This window comes from Saccharopolyspora erythraea (assembly GCF_018141105.1).
GTDB classification, from domain to species: domain Bacteria; phylum Actinomycetota; class Actinomycetes; order Mycobacteriales; family Pseudonocardiaceae; genus Saccharopolyspora_D; species Saccharopolyspora_D erythraea_A.
Window position 1 is genome coordinate 4,669,418 of the sequence record NZ_CP054839.1, and the last position, 15,512, is coordinate 4,684,929.

Consider the following 15,512-nt stretch of genomic DNA (forward strand, 5'->3'; position numbering starts at 1 on the left):
ATCCAGTCGACACGCAGGCGATCACCCGGTCAGATAGCGTTTGCAGCCCTTGGGGTCGCTTTCGATCTACGAAGCGTTAGGAGAATTCCCTTGACTACTTTCCGCATTCATACCGAGACGCGCTGCTGATCGCAGCTCAACGCACTGGTTACAGCCGGGCGCGGCGACTGAACTCACGACGCACAACACTCTTCCGAGTTCAATGGGCCTGCACGCACAGCGATCAACAATCGCGCGTTTAGGCTCAGAACCACAGGCCGCCGGGTCGTCGGACCCGACCGCGCCGGGGGGAGGGACCGCCCGTGACCGAGCTGGTGCTGATGATGATGTCGGCCATCGTAGCCGGAGGGGTCGGCTGGACCGTCTGGGACATCCGAAGCGATCTGCGGCGGCACAAACCCAAGTAGGGCGAGAAGAAGAGGGACCCCGCCGGAGAGAGGCTGGCGGGGTCCCTCTTCGCACCCGGTCGCGAGGACCGGGTGGGCAATCACCGGATGTCGAGCTGCTGACCCGGCAAGATCAGGTTCGGGTCGCCGACGACGTCCTTGTTGTTCTCGTGGATCGACTGCCAGCTCACGCCGAACTTCTCGCCGATCTTGCCGAGGGTGTCGCCGACCTGGACGGTGTAGTCGTTGCCGGCGGCCGAACCGGCGCTCGGCTTCGGCGCCGGCTTGGTGGCCTGCTTCTCGGAGTCCTCGTCGGCCTGCGCCGAACCGGAACCGGAGACGTCCTGGTTCTCCAGCGCGCCGGCGGACAGACCGGCCTTCTTCGAGCACACCGGCCACGCGCCCGGGCCCTGCGCCTGCAGGACCCGCTCGGCCACGGCGATCTGCTGCTCGCGGGTCGCGTTCGCCGCGTTGGAGGCGTACTGGGTGCCGCCGTAGGCGGCCCAGGTCGAGGCGCTGAACTGCAGACCGCCGGAGTAGCCGTTGCCGCTGTTGATCTGCCAGTTGCCGGTGCTCTCGCACTGCGCGACGGCGTCCCAGGTGGACTCCGACGCGGCGTTGGCCGGGAGGGCGACGGCGAACGGGGCCGCGATCACGGCGCCGGTCAGCGCGACCCGCGCGACGTTGCGGCCGGCGCCGGAAGTGCGGTGCTTGCCTCGGTAGCGAGCCATTTGCGTTCTCCAGCCCCGCCTGCAGGACGGCTCCGGCGTGTGTCCACGGGCGTCCGACCGGGCCTGGCCCGGGACGCCACCACATCGGGATCGGTTGTCCTGGCCCTGCCCGGTGCCTGTTCGTCGGGGGCAGGAAGCCCGCGGGGCAGGGCGCGGCGCGGCGGGCTTCCGGTATCGCTTCGCCGGTTTCGGGGACCGACGGGGCGATACGCTACGTAGCGAAACCGCGCGCACAAAACCGTGCCGGAGTGGCCATCGTCACAGAAACACGATGAAGATCACTGCGATTCGAGAGAATTCCCTGGTCATTTGCCGACCGGAGAAATATGGATCTCGGGAAAACCGATCACTCACGGTGAGATTTGAGCCACGACATAACTCGACCGTGTATCACTCTGCGTTTTCACGCGAATTCGATCAGTCCCGGGATCAGTTCGCAGGCAGGTCCCCGTGGACACCGCGACGCCAGTAACCCATGAACGTGATCGACTCGCGGTCGAAGCCGCACTCACCGAGCAGGTACCGCCGCGTCGAGGTCACCATGTCGCGCTCCCCCGCGATCCAGCAGTACGCACCGGTCGCGGGCCGCGAGGCCCGGAGCGCGTCGGCCACGAGCACACCGGGGGCCTCGCAGCCCAGCCTCGGCAGCCAGTGCACGCGGACCTCGGCGGCGGTCGGGATCGAGAGCACGTCGCCGGAGTCGGGCACCTCGGCGAAGACCTCGGCGCGCACCCCGGGCGGCAGCGCCTCCAGGATGCTCGCGATCGCCGGGAGCGCCGTCTCGTCACCGACCAGCAGGGTCCGCTCCCCCAGCCGCTCGAAGTCGTACTCCACGCCGGCGAAGCGCCTCCCGTGCGGGTGTTCGGCGTTCGGCGCGTACGCCGCGATGCGGTCGCCGACGCGGGCGCGCATGCCGAACGCCGAGCCGGGGCCGGTGTCGCCGTGCAGGACGAAGTCGACGTCGAACTCGCGCTGCTCCGGACGGTGCGCGCGCAGCGTGTAGGTGCGCAGGTGCGGCCGGATGCCGTCCGGCAGCGCGCACAGCGCCTGGAACGGCTGGTCACCTTCGGGCAGCACCAGGTCCTGCCCCGGCAGCGGGAAGACCAGCTTGATCCGCTGGTCGAGCCCGCCGGAGGCCATGGCGCCCAGCTCGGCCCCGCCGAAAGTGATCCGCGCGAGGTTGGCTCCGAGCCGTCGCACGCCGGTCACCTCGACCGGGAACAGCCTGAACGCCGTGGAGGTCCTCGGCCGCGGCGGGGTCTGGATGGTCATGCGCGGGCTCCGGCTTCGTTCGCGGGAAAGGCTCGGTGGGCCGGACGGAGCAAGCGCGCCGACCGGCGGGTACCTTGATCAACAAAAGGTAGCCTAGCCTAACCAGCCCTCGTCCGCGCAAGTGCTTGCCGGATCGAGTGACCGAACACTCCCACCGCTGGAACACACCGACACAGCGACCGAGCGGGGAACGCGGCCGTCACACCGCGGCGGCGTCCGGCCGTGTACAACGCCGGACGCGGATCAACCCGGCGCGGCGGGCGGAAAGCCGACCTGCTGCGCCCATGGCGCTCACCAGCCCGGCGGGCCCCGACCCGCCCGTTCGCCGGAACTCCCCCGCAGGCGCAGTCCGCTCGGCGCCCTGCCCGTCGGACTGTCCGTTCGACGGCACCGCCCACTCCCCCGCTATCCGTCGATGTGACGCTCTCACCGTCGACCTGCTCGGCGTGCCGTCGACCTGCCCCCACTAGCCGACGGCCCGCCCGGCTCACTGCCGGCTTCTTGCACTCGCTGCCGATCTCCCCCGCGACCACCTCGCCGCCGCGCGATGGATTGATTTCGCTCGGCACTGAAGCAATAGTCGCTATTGCTTCAGTGCCGAGCGGTCCCCCCTCACGCCCCCGCCTCCCTACTCGGTGCGAAGGCCCTCCGGGTGCATCGCCCTGCCGAGCGCCGGGAGGGTCAGCGCCGTGACCACGGCCACCGCCGCTGCCGCGATGCCGAGCAGACCGGCCAGGCCCGGCAGGTCGAACGCGACCCGGTCCGGCTCCAGCACCAGCAGCACCAGACCGCCGAGCAGTGCTCCGATCCCCAGTGCCACGACCACCGCCGCGAGCATCGGCAACGCGTTCTGCAACAGCGCCGACCACGCCAGCGTCCGGCGGCGCACGCCCACCGCCGCCAGCACGGCCATCTGCCTGCGCCGCTGCTGGATCTGCTCGGCGGCGGACACGAAGAGGCTGCACCCGATGAGCGCGAAGGTGACCAGCGCGCCGAGCAGCAGCCCGTACCGGATCAGATTGAAGGCACTGGGCTGCACCCCTTCCGTACCCTCGACGCGCGTCACCGACGACCCGACCAGGTGCGTGGCGGCGACGTTGCGAACGTGCTCGATGGTGTCCGGTGAGACGTCCGGCCCGAGCCGGAGGTCGATGTTGACCGACCGCGCCGACACCGGTATCCCTTCCGCGGCTTTCGGGGTGAGCAGGAAGCGCGCAGAGTCGGATTCATCCGCGATGGGGCCGATCTGCCGGACGCCGGCCGGGGTCGTCCAGGCCGTCGCCCGTTCCCCGATGAAGCTCGGCTCGACGTGCATCCGGGTCCCGGCCGCGGGAGCCGGTGTCCGGTCGACGCCGCCGCTGTAGAAGGCGTCCCCGTCCTGGCAGGGGCCGACCGCCGCCTTCCTGGCCAGCACGGCGCAGTCGGCGATGACCACCAGGTGATAGGGCGCCTGCGGCTCCTCGCCCTGGGTGAGCGAGCTGTAGGAGGCGGGTTCGACACCGGTGATCCCGGGCACCTCGGACAGCGCCTGTGCGGTGGCCCCGGCCGGGTCGACGGGGATGTCGCGCGCCTGCGTACCGTGGACCGACAGCGCCGACGGGTCCGCGGGCGTGCGCCGCTGGGCGGTGTAGGTGGCCTCCATGCTCGCCACGACCGTCTGCAGGCTGATCACCCCGGTGAGCACCACGGCGATGGCGCTGACCGACCGGGCCGCCGAACCACTGCTGAGCTGGAGGCCGCGCACCGCGAGCTGGCCGGGCAGCGAGCTGCCCCTGAGCCTGCCCATGACCCGCTCGAACACCCATGCCAGCACCAGCGGCACTCCGACCAGGATGAGCACGACGGCCGTCACGAACATCAGCTCCCGCACGCCGCCCGCGCCTTCGCGGACGGCGAGTATCAGTGCCGTGCCGAGCACGATCGGCACGAGACGCCACAGCAGGCGGCGACGGCCGGCGGGGGTGCGCCGCACGACGCTCAGCGGTTCGACGATCGTGCCGCGCATCGCCGTGATCGCGGTCGCCACCGCGATCACGGGAACGCCCACCGTGACCGCGATGGCGTACCACCACATCGGCCAGATGTCCGAGCTGTACACGGTGAAGCCGAGGACCTCGACGGCGCCGGCCACCAGGCGTCCGAGCAGGAAGATCCCCCAGCCCAGCACGACTCCCGCCAGTGCGCCCGCCAGCGCCTCCCCTGCTGCGATGCGGCGCACCTGCCTGCCGCTGGAGCCGACCAGCCGCAGGGCGGCGAGCCTGCGCTCCCTGGCCGACTCGGCCAGCCGCGCCGTCGACGCCACGAAGACGACCACGGGCACCAGCAGGGCGCTCACCCCGAGGGACAGGATCATCCACTGCTCGCTGTCCAGTCCCCGGTCCTGCCGCGACGATTCGCCGAAGTGGTCGCGGACCACCGCCACCGAACTGCGCTCCTGCAGCAACCGGTCCGAGCCCACGAAGTAGAACAGCTCCCCCGGAGAGGCCAGGGCCTCCTGCCCGACCACCCCGGTGACCGCCCCCGGCAGGCGCGGACGCAGCAGCTCACCATCGGGGCCGTCGAGGAGGGCTTTGAGCGCGGGAGAGACCAGCACTTCTCCCGGCGCCGGGTTTCCGGCGATGCCGGGCGGGTGCGGGGCTCCCGGCCGTTGCGGGTCGACGACGACGCCGAGCACCGGCTGTCCGCGGAACTCGTCCATCCGCTCGGCCACCAGCACGGCCGCGCCCGCGGCCTCGGCCGGGTCCTGGACGTACACCTGGCCGCCCCTGGCCTCCTGCCGCGCCCGCCGCTCGCCGTCGAGCTGCTGCACCGACGACGCCAGCAGCAGCACCGCCACGCCGAGACCGATGCCCACCGCGGTGAGCGTCAGGCGGCCCCACGGCGTGCGGCCGCCCCCGACCGACAGTCGCACGCCGAAGGCCAGGTCGGCCACCCAGTTGCGGATCGTGCGCATCAGACCAGCTCCCGCGCCTTGGTCCGGCCGTCGCGGATGACGACCTCGCGGTCGGCGTAGGCGGCGACCCGGGGTTCGTGGGTGACCAGGACGACCGCGGCGCCCGTCTTGCGAGCGGCGTCGGAGAGCAGTCGCATGACGTGCTCGCCGCCCTCGGAGTCCAGCGCACCGGTCGGCTCGTCGGCGAAGATCACCGAGGGGTTGCCGACCAGGGCGCGCGCCAGCGCGGCCCGCTGGCCCTGACCGCCGGAGACCTCCCCCGGCCGCTGACCGGCGATCCCGGCGATCTCCAGCTTCTCCAGCCACTCCGCCGCCTGCCGCTCGGCGCTGCGACGGCCGACGCCGGACAGGCGCAGCGGCAGGGCCACGTTCTCGCCGACCGTGAGCTCGGGGACGAGCTGGCCGAACTGGAAGACGAAGCCGAAGTCGCCGCGGCGCAGCTCGCTGCGCTCCTCGTCGGTGGCCCGCGCGAGGTCGCGGCCGCGGTAGCGCACCTCGCCCTTCTCGGGCACCAGGATCCCGGCCAGGCAGTGCAGGAGCGTGGACTTGCCCGAGCCGGAGGAACCCATCACCGCGACCATCTCGCCGGCGGTCACCGCCAGCCCCGCACCGCGCAGCGCCGGCGTGGCCCCGAACGACAGGTGCAGGTCGGAAGCGGTCAGCAGGATCTCGGTACCCGGGGACCGCTCGGCCCGCGAGTCACCCGTCATGAGGGAACCTCCTTGGTGATCTGACCGAGGCGCCGCACGGCGGTTTCGAGCCACCGCAGGTCCGCCTCGAGGTGGAAGAGCGCGAAGTCCAGGACGAGCTGCTCGCCCGGTTCGGCGTCGTTCTTGCGTCGCGTGAGGTCGCGCATGACCTCCAGGTGCGCCTGCCGCTGGGAGTCGAGGACCTCGGTGGCGTCCCGGCCGGAGAGCATCGCCAGCACGAGCTTGGTGTAGAGCGTGTTCTGCAGGCTGGCGACCGGTTTCTCCGGTGTGGCCAGCCATTCCTCGACCTTGTGCACGCCCGCGTCGGTGATCGAGTACCGCTTGCGTTCCGGTCCCTCGCCCGACTCGACTCCCTCGACGGCCACCAGGCCGTCCCGCAGCAGCCGGGAGAGGGTCGAGTACACCTGCCCGTAGGCCAGCGACTTGGCGTGGCCGAAGCGCTCGTCGTAGGCGCGCTTGAGGTCGTACCCGTGGCGCGAGCCGCCTTCCAGCAACCCGAGCAAGGTGTGACCGATCGACATGGCGGCGACTATACACACGGTCTATACACCGAGTACATACACTCGAGGAATAGAGTGCTGACCTGCACTTGTACCGTTCGGATCAACATCAGGTGCCCCATCTTGGCGGCTTATCTACTCCTGAGTAGCATTACTTGGAAGTAAAGTGTTGTTCGAGTCCCGGAGGACGCCGATGAGCGGGAAGAACCTGAGCGGCCAGCGCTCGGGACGTGACGCGATCGGGTACGCGCTCGCCGCGCTCAACCGGTTCGCCGGCAACCGCGTCGTGGACCGGTTGGGCCTGCGCAAGCCCGCCGAGCGGGTGATGTTCGAGACCACCAGGGCCGGATTCCGCACCGTGGGCGCCGCGAGCCGCTCGTTCAAGGCGGTCCGGCGCGGCGGCAAGCCGGCCCGCCTCCCGGCCGCGCCCCGGCAGGACCTGTTCGACCTCACCCCCACCGACGAGCAGGAGATGATCCGGCAGACGGTCCGGGAGTTCGCGGCCGAGAAGCTGCGCCCGGCGGCCGCCGACGCCGACACCAAGTGCGCGCCGCCCGACGGGCTGCTCCAGCAGGCCGCCGAGCTCGGCGTCACGCTCGTCGGGATTCCCGACGAAGCGGGCGGCATCGGCAGCGAACGCTCCGCGGTGACCGGTGTGCTGGTGGCCGAGGCCATGGCGCACGGGGACATGGGTCTGGCCGTGTCGTGCCTGGCACCCTCGGCGGTGAGCACCGCGCTGGTCGCCTGGGGCGACGAGTCCCAGCAGGCGCAGTACCTGCCTTCCTTCGTCGGCGACGACGTCCCCGCGGCCGCACTGGCCGTGCTGGAGCCGCGTCCGCTGTTCGACCCCTTCGACCTGCGCACGCGCGCTCGCCGCACGGGAGGCGGCTTCGTGCTGGAGGGGGTCAAGTCGCTGGTGCCGCGTGCGGCGGAGGCTGAGCTGTTCGTCGTGGCCGCCGAGCTCGACGGTGCACCCCGGCTGTTCCTGGTGGAGTCCGACACCGCGGGGCTGTCGATCGAGGCCGAGCCTTCGATGGGGCTGCGCGGCGCGGCCATGGGCCGCGTCGCGCTCGACGGCGTGCACCTGCCTGAGACGGCGCTGCTGGGAGAGCGGGAGTCCTACGTGGAGTGCGTCCGCTCCGCGCGGATCGCGTGGTGCGCGCTGGCGGTCGGAACCGGGCAGGCGGTGCTGGACTACGTCATCCCCTACGTGAACGACCGGGTCGCCTTCGGCGAGCCGATCAGCCACCGCCAGGGCGTCGCGTTCAGGGTCGCCGACATCGCCACCGAGCTGGAGGGCATGCGGCTGGCGACCTACCGCGCCGCGAGCCGCGCCGAGCAGGGGCTGTCGCACGCCCGCGAGACCGCGCTGGCGCGCCGCCTCTGCGCCGCCAAGGGCATGGCCATCGGCAGCGACGGCGTCCAGCTCCTCGGCGGCCACGGCTTCGTCAAGGAGCACCCCGTCGAACGCTGGTACCGCGACCTCCGCGCCATCGGCGTGGCGGAGGGGATCGTGATGGTTTGAGGCTCCAGATGGAGCCTCAAACGGCGCCCCGCGCCATCCGCCGCAGGCGGGTCCACTGAGCTTGCCCTCCTCAAGCGGATGCCTCGCCCAGGCGGATGCACTGGCCCCAGCGGATCCACTGAGCCTCCCCTCCCCCAACATCCAGACCTGACCAGCTCTAGGGAGCCGTCTTGATCAACCTGGAAGTGCCGAAGAAGTTCGCCGCGCTGGTGAACCAGGCGCGGCAGTCGGCGGCCGAGGTCTTCCGGCCCAACTCGCGCAAGTACGACCACGCCGAGCACAGCTACCCGCACGAGCTGGACATGCTCGCGGCGGTACTCGACGGACTCAACTCATCCGGAGAGGGCGGCGCCTCCGGCGCCGGCGGTGTCCGGCGCAGCTCCGGCAAGGGCGACGGGGTCCGCAACGGCGGCAACATGTCCACCGCGCTCGGCACGATCGAGCTGTGCTGGGGCGACGTCGGGCTGCTGCTGTCGCTGCCCCGGCAGGGGCTGGGCAACGCGGCGATCGCCTCGGTCGCCGACGACGAGCAGCTCCAGCGCTTCGCGGGCAAGTGGGCTGCGATGGCCATCACCGAGCCCGACTGCGGCTCGGACTCCGCGGCGATCCGCACCACCGCCCGGCTCGACGGCGACGAGTACGTGCTCAACGGGCAGAAGATCTTCGTGACCTCCGGCGAGCGCGCCGACGCCGTCGTGGTGTGGGCGACGCTGGACCGCTCGAAGGGCCGCGGCGCGATCAAGTCCTTCGTCGTGGAGAAGGGCACGCCGGGCTTCGAGCTGGTCCGGCTGGAGCACAAGCTCGGCATCCGCGCCTCCGACACCGCAGAGTTCCGGCTCGACGACGTGCGGGTCCCGAAGGAGAACCTGCTCGGCAGCCCGGAGATCAACACCGAGCAGGGCTTCGCCGGGGTCATGCAGACCTTCGACAACACCCGGCCGCTGGTGGCGGCGATGGCCGTCGGCGTGGCCAGGGCCGCGCTGGACGAGACCCGGGAGAAGCTCACCGAGTCCGGCCTGGCCCCCGACTACGACCGGCCGCCGCACCGGCAGTCCTCGGCCGCGGCGACCTTCCTGGAGCTGGAGGCGGACTGGGAGGCGGGATACCTGCTGACGCTGCAGGCGGCGTGGATGGCCGACAACGGCAGGCCGAACTCGCTGCAGGCGTCGATGGCCAAGGCCAAGGCAGGGCGCACCGGCACCGACGTGACGCTGCGCTGCGTCGAGCTGTGCGGCACGCTGGGCTACTCCGAGCACAGCCTGCTGGAGAAGTGGAGCCGGGACGCCAAGATCCTGGACATCTTCGAGGGCACGCAGCAGATCCAGCAGCTGGTGATCGCCCGCAGGCTGCTCGGCAAATCCTCAAAGGACCTGAAGTAGCCTGCACGGCGCCGGAGAGCGGCGCCGCCCGGCCGGATCGTCCACTGCGGACACCCTGGCCGGGTGTCGCGCGCCGCGATGATCTTGGTGCGGTCCTGGCCCGCTCTTTGCGTGGTCGCGCCGTTCTCAGGGCGTGTGCGGGAGCCACGGGGTGACTGTCGCGAAGTCCTGATCGGGTTCGCCGAGGTAGCCGAGGAGTTCGGTGAGCTTGCCCGGATCTCCGGTGACCTGGACGGAATCCCGGGCCACCAGTTCGTCCGGCGTGACGCTGCCGAGGAGGACGGCGCGCAACTCGGGCTCCTCCAGTGCGAACTCCACGTCCGGGTCGGGTGCGGCGGGACCGGTCCCGGTGACGTGGGTGAGCACGCCGTTGTGCAGACGCATGGTGACGGGTTCGCCTGCGGCGAGGACCCACCGCACGGTGATGTCCGCCTCCCAGCTCCGGGGACGCCGTCGACGTCCTGGGTGCGGCTGTCCTCGGCAGAGCCCAGGTACCCGCGCCGGGCGTCGTCGAGGTCGCTGGTGTCACTGAAGGGCAAACGGTGCCGCACTGCCTCATTACCCGCAGCGATGGCCGGATCCGCTGCTCTGGGTTCGGAGTTGCCGGACATCTCGTTCCCCCTCGCGAGTCCGCACGCCGCGCCGGCCGCAGCCGTTGTCACGCTCGTTGCTCCACCGAACTTGCGTCAACAACCGTAACCCGTCCGAAGCACGACCCCAGCCGATGTTCCGGTACGCACACCGGTCATCCCGGGACGAGGGTGCGTTCGAATGCCAGAGCTACTCGTTGACGACCGCCTCGCCGCACATCCGAACGGGAGTCCCGACTCAGCTGACTAATCCATCGCCCCGAGCCGCTCCTCGGCGCTCTTGCGCTCGCGCTGCGGGACGATGGTGTAGCGGGGGTCGCGGGCTGAAACCCGGCCCGCCGCGAAGACGCCGTAGCGGGTGGCCACGCCGGCGACGGTCAGGCACAGCCCGGAGGCGACCGCGATCGTCCTGCTGCGACCGGCGAGCAGCGCCGTGGCCGCACCCGCCACGGTCAGGGCCTTGGCCATCCGCAGCACCTTGCCCGCACGCCCCTTCTCGTAGACCTCCCCGACGATCCCCTCGCGCCGGTGGATCCGCTCGGTGGCCGCCAGCTCCAGGGCCGAACCCGCCACCGCCATCCGGCGGGCGGGCCCGGCCTGGGCGACCGGTGTGGTGATCATGCCCATGCCGCCCGCGCTCGCCACCGCGCTGCCTGCGAAGACGAACGGCAGCTCCCGGTGCATCTCGTGCCAGGCGGGCACTGCCGTGTCCGACAGCAGCACCGCGGTGTAGGTGGTCATCGCCGGGGCGATGACGCCCGCGACCCCGGCGCTCAGCCGTCCCAGCGTGGGCAGGTACCCGGTGACATCGCTGGCCGCGGCGGCGCCGGCCAGCGCGGAGAACGGCGCCAGGATCCACGAGCCGACGCTCAGCGGCGAGGTCGGCTTGAACACGCGCAGCATGTTGAGGAACCGGGTCGGCCTGCCCAGGTCGTGCACCAGCGCGACCACGCTCGCCGTGGCGCCGACGGCGGCGGTGATGCGGCCGTTGCGCGCCAGCGTCGGCCTGCCGGTCAGCTCGGCCAGCAGCGCCATCGTCGACGACGAGCCCGCCAGACCGCCCATGTAGAGGTAGGCCGGGACGTCGGGGACCTTCCACACCGGCTCCTTGAGCACCGGTTTGCCGTAGTACGAGCGGAAATCGGCGCTGGTATCCACTTCGGTCACTTCTTCCTCCCCAGGAAGCAGCCCGCGACGAGCGCGGCGCCGGTGGCCGCCGCAGCGGCCGCGCACCGCCACATCGACGGCAGGTCCCGCGTGGTGACCACCGGGTCCGGCGGCAGCCCGTAGACCTCGGGCTCGTCGAGCAGCAGGAAGAACGCGCCGTCACCGCCGACGCCGTCGTCGGGCTCGTGCCCGTAGAGCCTCGCCTCGGTCACGCCCTGGGCGTGCAGCTCGTCCACCCTCGCCGCCGCGCGCTCCCGCAGCTCCTCCAGCGGGCCGTACTGGATGGACTCGGTCGGGCAAGCCGTCGCGCACGCCGGTGCCAGCCCGGCGCCCTGCCGGTCGTAGCACATCGTGCACTTGAACGCGCCGCCGTCGCCGGGCCGGATGTCGATCACGCCGTAGGGGCAGGCGGGCACGCAGTACCCGCAGCCGTTGCACACGTCGTCCTGCACGACGACAGTGCCGTACTCGGTCCGGAAGAGGGCTCCGGTGGGGCAGACGTCCAGGCACGCGGCGTGGGTGCAGTGCTTGCACACGTCCGACGACATCAGCCAGCGCACCGACCCGTCGCCGCCCGAGGGGCCCATGCCAGGCATCCCGAGGTCCACCGACTCCGGGGCGGTGGCCGCCGCGGACCCGTTCTCCACGTGCTGCTCGATGAACGCGACGTGGCGCCACGTGCTCGCGCCCAGCGCACCGGTGTTGTCGTAGGACATGCCGGTCAGCTCCACGCCGTCCTCGGGCAGCAGGTTCCACTGCTTGCAGGCGACCTCGCACGCCTTGCACCCGATGCAGACGCTCGTGTCGGTGAAGAACCCGACCCGTTCCGGGTGGTCGGCCGGATAGCCCGCATCTCCCGCGGGGTCGGCCAGCGGACCGCTGAGCCGGTTGTCGGTCACTGCCGTTCCTCCCCTCGTCGTTCCCCGGTGAGCCGCGGGTCGTCGGCGTACTCGGTGCCGGTGAGCTCGGTGATGCCCGCCCGCCTGCGGTACTGCTCGACGAACCGGGCCAGCTCCGGGCCCCGCGGACGCCTGCCGGGCCGGATGTCGCAGGTGCCCGCCTTGGTCTCCATGATGTGCACGTTGGGGTCCAGCGCCACGTTGATCAGCTCGTTGGCCGCGTCGCCGGTGGTCAGGCCGTTGGGTCCCCAGTGCCACGGGATGCCGATCTGGTGGATCGTGCGGTCCCCGAGGCGCAGCGGACGCATCCGCGGCGTCACCAGCACGCGGCCCTCGATCGCACTGCGCGCCGTCACCACGGTCGCCCAGCCCAGGTGCTCCAGGCCCCGCTCGGCGGCCAGCTCGGGCGAGACCTCCAGGAACATCGCCGGGGCCAGCTCCGAGAGGTGCGCCAGCCAGCGGCTCATGCCGCCCGCGGTGTGGTGCTCGGTGAGCCGGAACGTGGTGAACACGTACGGGTAGACCTCCGCGCCCGGTTCGTCGCCGCTGGGCTGGTACCGGTTCTCCGGCCGCGAGTACACCTGGCGGGCCGGGTTGCGCTGCTGGTGGTCGTGCAGGCGGTTGGCCAGCGGCGATTCCTGCGGCTCGTAATGCGCGGGCAGCGGGCCGTCGACGAGCCCGGCGGGCACGTAGAGCCAGCCGCGGCCGTCGCTCTGCATGATGAACGGGTCCGTGCCGGCGATCCCGTCGGGGCCGACGGCGTCTTCGGGCGGCACGTAGTCCGGGCGCTTGCCCTTGTCGAAGTCCGGCACGTCGTGGCCGGTCCACTCGCCGCGCGCCTCGTCCCACCAGACGTAGGCCTTGCGCTCGCTCCACGGCCTGCCCGCCGGGTCGGCCGACGCGCGGTTGTAGATGATCCGCCGGTTGGCGGGCCACGCCCAGCCCCACTCCGGTGCGACCGGGCTCTGCTCGCGGCCCGGCTTGCGCCGCGCGGACTGGTTGACGCCGTCGGCGAAGACACCGCAGTAGATCCAGCACCCGCAGCGGGTGGAGCCGTCGCTGCGCAGCTGGGTGTAGCTGGAAAGCGACCCGTCCGGACCGAAGCCGTTGATCTCGCGCAGCACCGCGGCCGCGCTCGGCTCGTCGAGCTCGCCCTCGGTCGGGTAGTCCCAGGTCAGCTCAAGCAGTGCCCGGTCCCGTTCGCGCAGCTCGGCGGTGCGTTCGGCGGTGCGCAGCTTCTCGCGCAGCTTGCGGCCGAGGTGGTAGTAGAACCACAGGTCGCTGCGCTGGTCCTGCTTGGGCTCCACCGCCTTGTGGTGCCACTGCAGCAGCCGCTGGGTGTTGGTGAACGTGCCGTCCTTCTCGGTGTGGGCGGCGGCGGGCAGGAAGAACACCTCGGTGCCGATGTCCTCGGGAGCCATCTCGCCGTTCTCGATCTCCGGGCCGTCCTTCCAGAAGGTCGCGGTCTCGATCATGTTGAGGTCGCGCACCACCAGCCAGTCCAGGTTGGCCAGCCCCAGCCGCTGCTGGCGCGAGTTGGCGGTGCCCACCGCGGGGTTCTCGCCGATGACGAAGTAGCCCTTGACCTTGCCCTCGATCTGGTCGATCACGGTCTGGAAGGAGCCGTGGTCGCCGGTCAGCCGCGGCAGCCGGTCGAAGCAGAAGTCGTTGTCCTCCGTGGCGTTCTCGCCCCACCACGCCTTGAGCAGGCTGACGATGTAGGCGCGCATGTTGCCCCAGTACCCGCTGGCGTACTCGTCCTGCGCCACGAAGGCGTCCAGGTCGGTGTCGGTGTGGGCGTGCGGCATCGGGATGTATCCGGGCAGCAGGTTGAACAGCGTCGGGATGTCGGTGGAGCCCTGGATGCTGGCGTGCCCGCGCAGCGCGAGGATGCCGCCGCCGGGCCTGCCGATGTTGCCCAGCAGCAGCTGCAGGATCGACGCCGCCCGGATGTACTGGACCCCGACCGTGTGGTGGGTCCAGCCGACCGCGTAGGCGAAGGCGGTGGTGCGCTCGCGCCCGGAGTTGGCCACGATCGCCTCGGCCACCGCGAGGAACTGCTCGCGCGGGACCCCGCAGACCTCCTCGACCATCTCCGGCGTGTAGCGGGCGTAGTGGCGCTTGAGGATCTGGAACACGCACCGCGGATGCCGCAACGTCGGATCGGTCTCGGGCCGCCCGTGGTAGACCGGCCCACCCGCCCCGGTGCGCTCGGGGCGCCCGGCCTCCCGCTCCCGCGCGTGGCTCTTCGACGGCTCCTGCTCGGGCCCGTGCCCGCCGACCGCCGACATCGCGTCGCTGCCCTCGTACTGCCAGGTCTTGACGTCGTAGCTGCCCGCCTCGGCGTCGAAGCCGGAGAACACCCCGTCGAGGTCCTCGGTGTCCTCGAACTCCTCCGAGACGATCATCGCGGCGTTGGTGTAGGCGACGACGTACTCGTGGAAGTAGGCGTCGTTGGTCAGCACGTGGTTGATCAGCGCGCCCAGGAACGCGATGTCGCTACCCGCGCGCAGCGGCACGAACTGGTGCGCCATGGCCGAGGTCCGGGTGAACCGCGGGTCCACGTGGATGATCCTGGCGCCGCGCCGCTTGGCCTCCATCACCCACTGGAAGCCGACCGGGTGCGCCTCGGCCATGTTGGACCCCTGGATGACGATGCAGTCGGAGTTGGCGAGGTCCTGCTGGAAGGTGGTGGCGCCGCCGCGCCCGAAGGAGGTCCCCAGACCGGGAACCGTGGAGGAGTGTCAAATGCGGGCCTGGTTCTCGACCTGGAGCGCGCCCAGGGCGGTGTAGAGCTTCTTCATGAGGTAGTTCTCCTCGTTGTCGAGGGTCGCTCCTCCGAGGCTCGCGATGCCCATCGTGCGGCGCAGGTGCCTGCCGTTCTCGTCGGTGTCCTGCCAGGTCCGGTCGCGGGTCTCGAGGACCCGGTCGGCGATCATGTCCATCGCCGTGTCGAGGTCGAGGTCCTCCCACTCGGTGCCGTGCGGCCTGCGGTAGCGCACCCTGGTCTGCCTGGACGGCGAGGTGACCAGCTCGCGGCTCGCCGAGCCCTTCGGGCAGAGCCTGCCGCGGCTGATGGGCGAGTCGGGATCACCCTCGATCTGGGTGACTTCGCCGTCGCGGACGAAGACGCGCTGGCCGCAGCCGACCGCGCAGTACGGGCAGACCGAGCGCGCCACCTGATCGGCGTCCTCGGTCCGTGAACGCAGGGCGTCGGTGCGCCGCGACCGCGCCGCCGAACCGCGACCCAGCGGGTCGGATCCGGTCAGCTGGCGGATCACCGGCCACCGCAGCCACTCGGCCATGTACCTCTCCTCGAACGGCTTGATCTCCAGGAGACCACCACCCCCCACCGCTCGCAACGCGAGGAGGGGACGGATTTCCGTGACGGCCGGCCGGG

At 71.3% G+C, this 15,512-nt stretch carries 10 protein-coding genes and 1 pseudogene; 2 read left to right on the plus strand and 9 right to left on the minus strand.

Annotation, left to right across the window (positions count from 1 at the left end):
- Positions 1-487: 487 nt before the first annotated feature.
- From HUO13_RS21020 to HUO13_RS21040, 5 genes are all read right to left on the minus strand, one after another.
- On the minus strand, positions 488-1,117 hold the full coding sequence (locus HUO13_RS21020; protein ID WP_211896829.1) for a transglycosylase family protein: 630 nt from the start codon (positions 1,115-1,117) through the stop codon (positions 488-490).
- A 429-nt stretch (positions 1,118-1,546) separates the two neighbouring features.
- Positions 1,547-2,389, minus strand: a complete 843-nt coding sequence (locus tag HUO13_RS21025; RefSeq protein WP_211896830.1) for a siderophore-interacting protein — start codon at positions 2,387-2,389, stop codon at positions 1,547-1,549.
- A gap of 628 nt (positions 2,390-3,017) precedes the next feature.
- Positions 3,018-5,342: an ABC transporter permease gene (locus tag HUO13_RS21030; RefSeq protein ID WP_211896831.1), complete on the minus strand. Its 2,325-nt coding sequence runs from the start codon at positions 5,340-5,342 to the stop codon at positions 3,018-3,020.
- Positions 5,342-6,052, minus strand: a complete 711-nt coding sequence (locus tag HUO13_RS21035; protein WP_211896832.1) for an ABC transporter ATP-binding protein — start codon at positions 6,050-6,052, stop codon at positions 5,342-5,344. The genes HUO13_RS21030 and HUO13_RS21035 overlap by 1 nt, the downstream gene beginning before the upstream one ends.
- Positions 6,049-6,573: a helix-turn-helix transcriptional regulator gene (locus HUO13_RS21040; protein WP_211896833.1), complete on the minus strand. Its 525-nt coding sequence runs from the start codon at positions 6,571-6,573 to the stop codon at positions 6,049-6,051. Before HUO13_RS21040 ends, HUO13_RS21035 begins: the two co-directional genes overlap by 4 nt.
- A 172-nt stretch (positions 6,574-6,745) precedes the next feature.
- Between HUO13_RS21040 and HUO13_RS21045 the strand changes: the two genes are divergently transcribed.
- Together HUO13_RS21045 and HUO13_RS21050 are read left to right on the plus strand one after the other, a co-directional pair.
- Positions 6,746-8,077, plus strand: coding sequence for an acyl-CoA dehydrogenase family protein (locus HUO13_RS21045; RefSeq protein ID WP_211896834.1), 1,332 nt, complete (start codon positions 6,746-6,748; stop codon positions 8,075-8,077).
- A gap of 170 nt (positions 8,078-8,247) precedes the next feature.
- Complete coding sequence (locus tag HUO13_RS21050; RefSeq protein ID WP_211896835.1) at positions 8,248-9,456, plus strand: acyl-CoA dehydrogenase family protein; 1,209 nt, start codon at positions 8,248-8,250, stop codon at positions 9,454-9,456.
- Positions 9,457-9,582: 126 nt separating this feature from the next.
- Here HUO13_RS21050 and HUO13_RS21055 read toward each other — a convergent pair.
- The 4 genes and pseudogenes from HUO13_RS21055 to fdh all read right to left on the minus strand — a co-directional run.
- A pseudogene (locus HUO13_RS21055) lies at positions 9,583-9,891 on the minus strand (alkyl sulfatase C-terminal domain-containing protein); the annotation flags it as partial.
- Positions 9,892-10,292: 401 nt separating this feature from the next.
- The gene (nrfD, locus tag HUO13_RS21060; RefSeq protein ID WP_249123912.1) at positions 10,293-11,213 is read right to left on the minus strand and encodes an NrfD/PsrC family molybdoenzyme membrane anchor subunit; all 921 of its coding nucleotides are present in this window, start codon (positions 11,211-11,213) and stop codon (positions 10,293-10,295) included.
- A complete protein-coding gene (locus tag HUO13_RS21065) occupies positions 11,210-12,112 on the minus strand; it encodes a 4Fe-4S dicluster domain-containing protein (RefSeq protein ID WP_211896836.1) in 903 nt (300 codons plus the stop codon). The genes nrfD and HUO13_RS21065 overlap by 4 nt, the downstream gene beginning before the upstream one ends.
- Positions 12,109-15,417: a formate dehydrogenase gene (gene fdh / locus HUO13_RS21070; protein WP_211896837.1), complete on the minus strand. Its 3,309-nt coding sequence runs from the start codon at positions 15,415-15,417 to the stop codon at positions 12,109-12,111. Before fdh ends, HUO13_RS21065 begins: the two co-directional genes overlap by 4 nt.
- Positions 15,418-15,512: the final 95 nt, after the last annotated feature.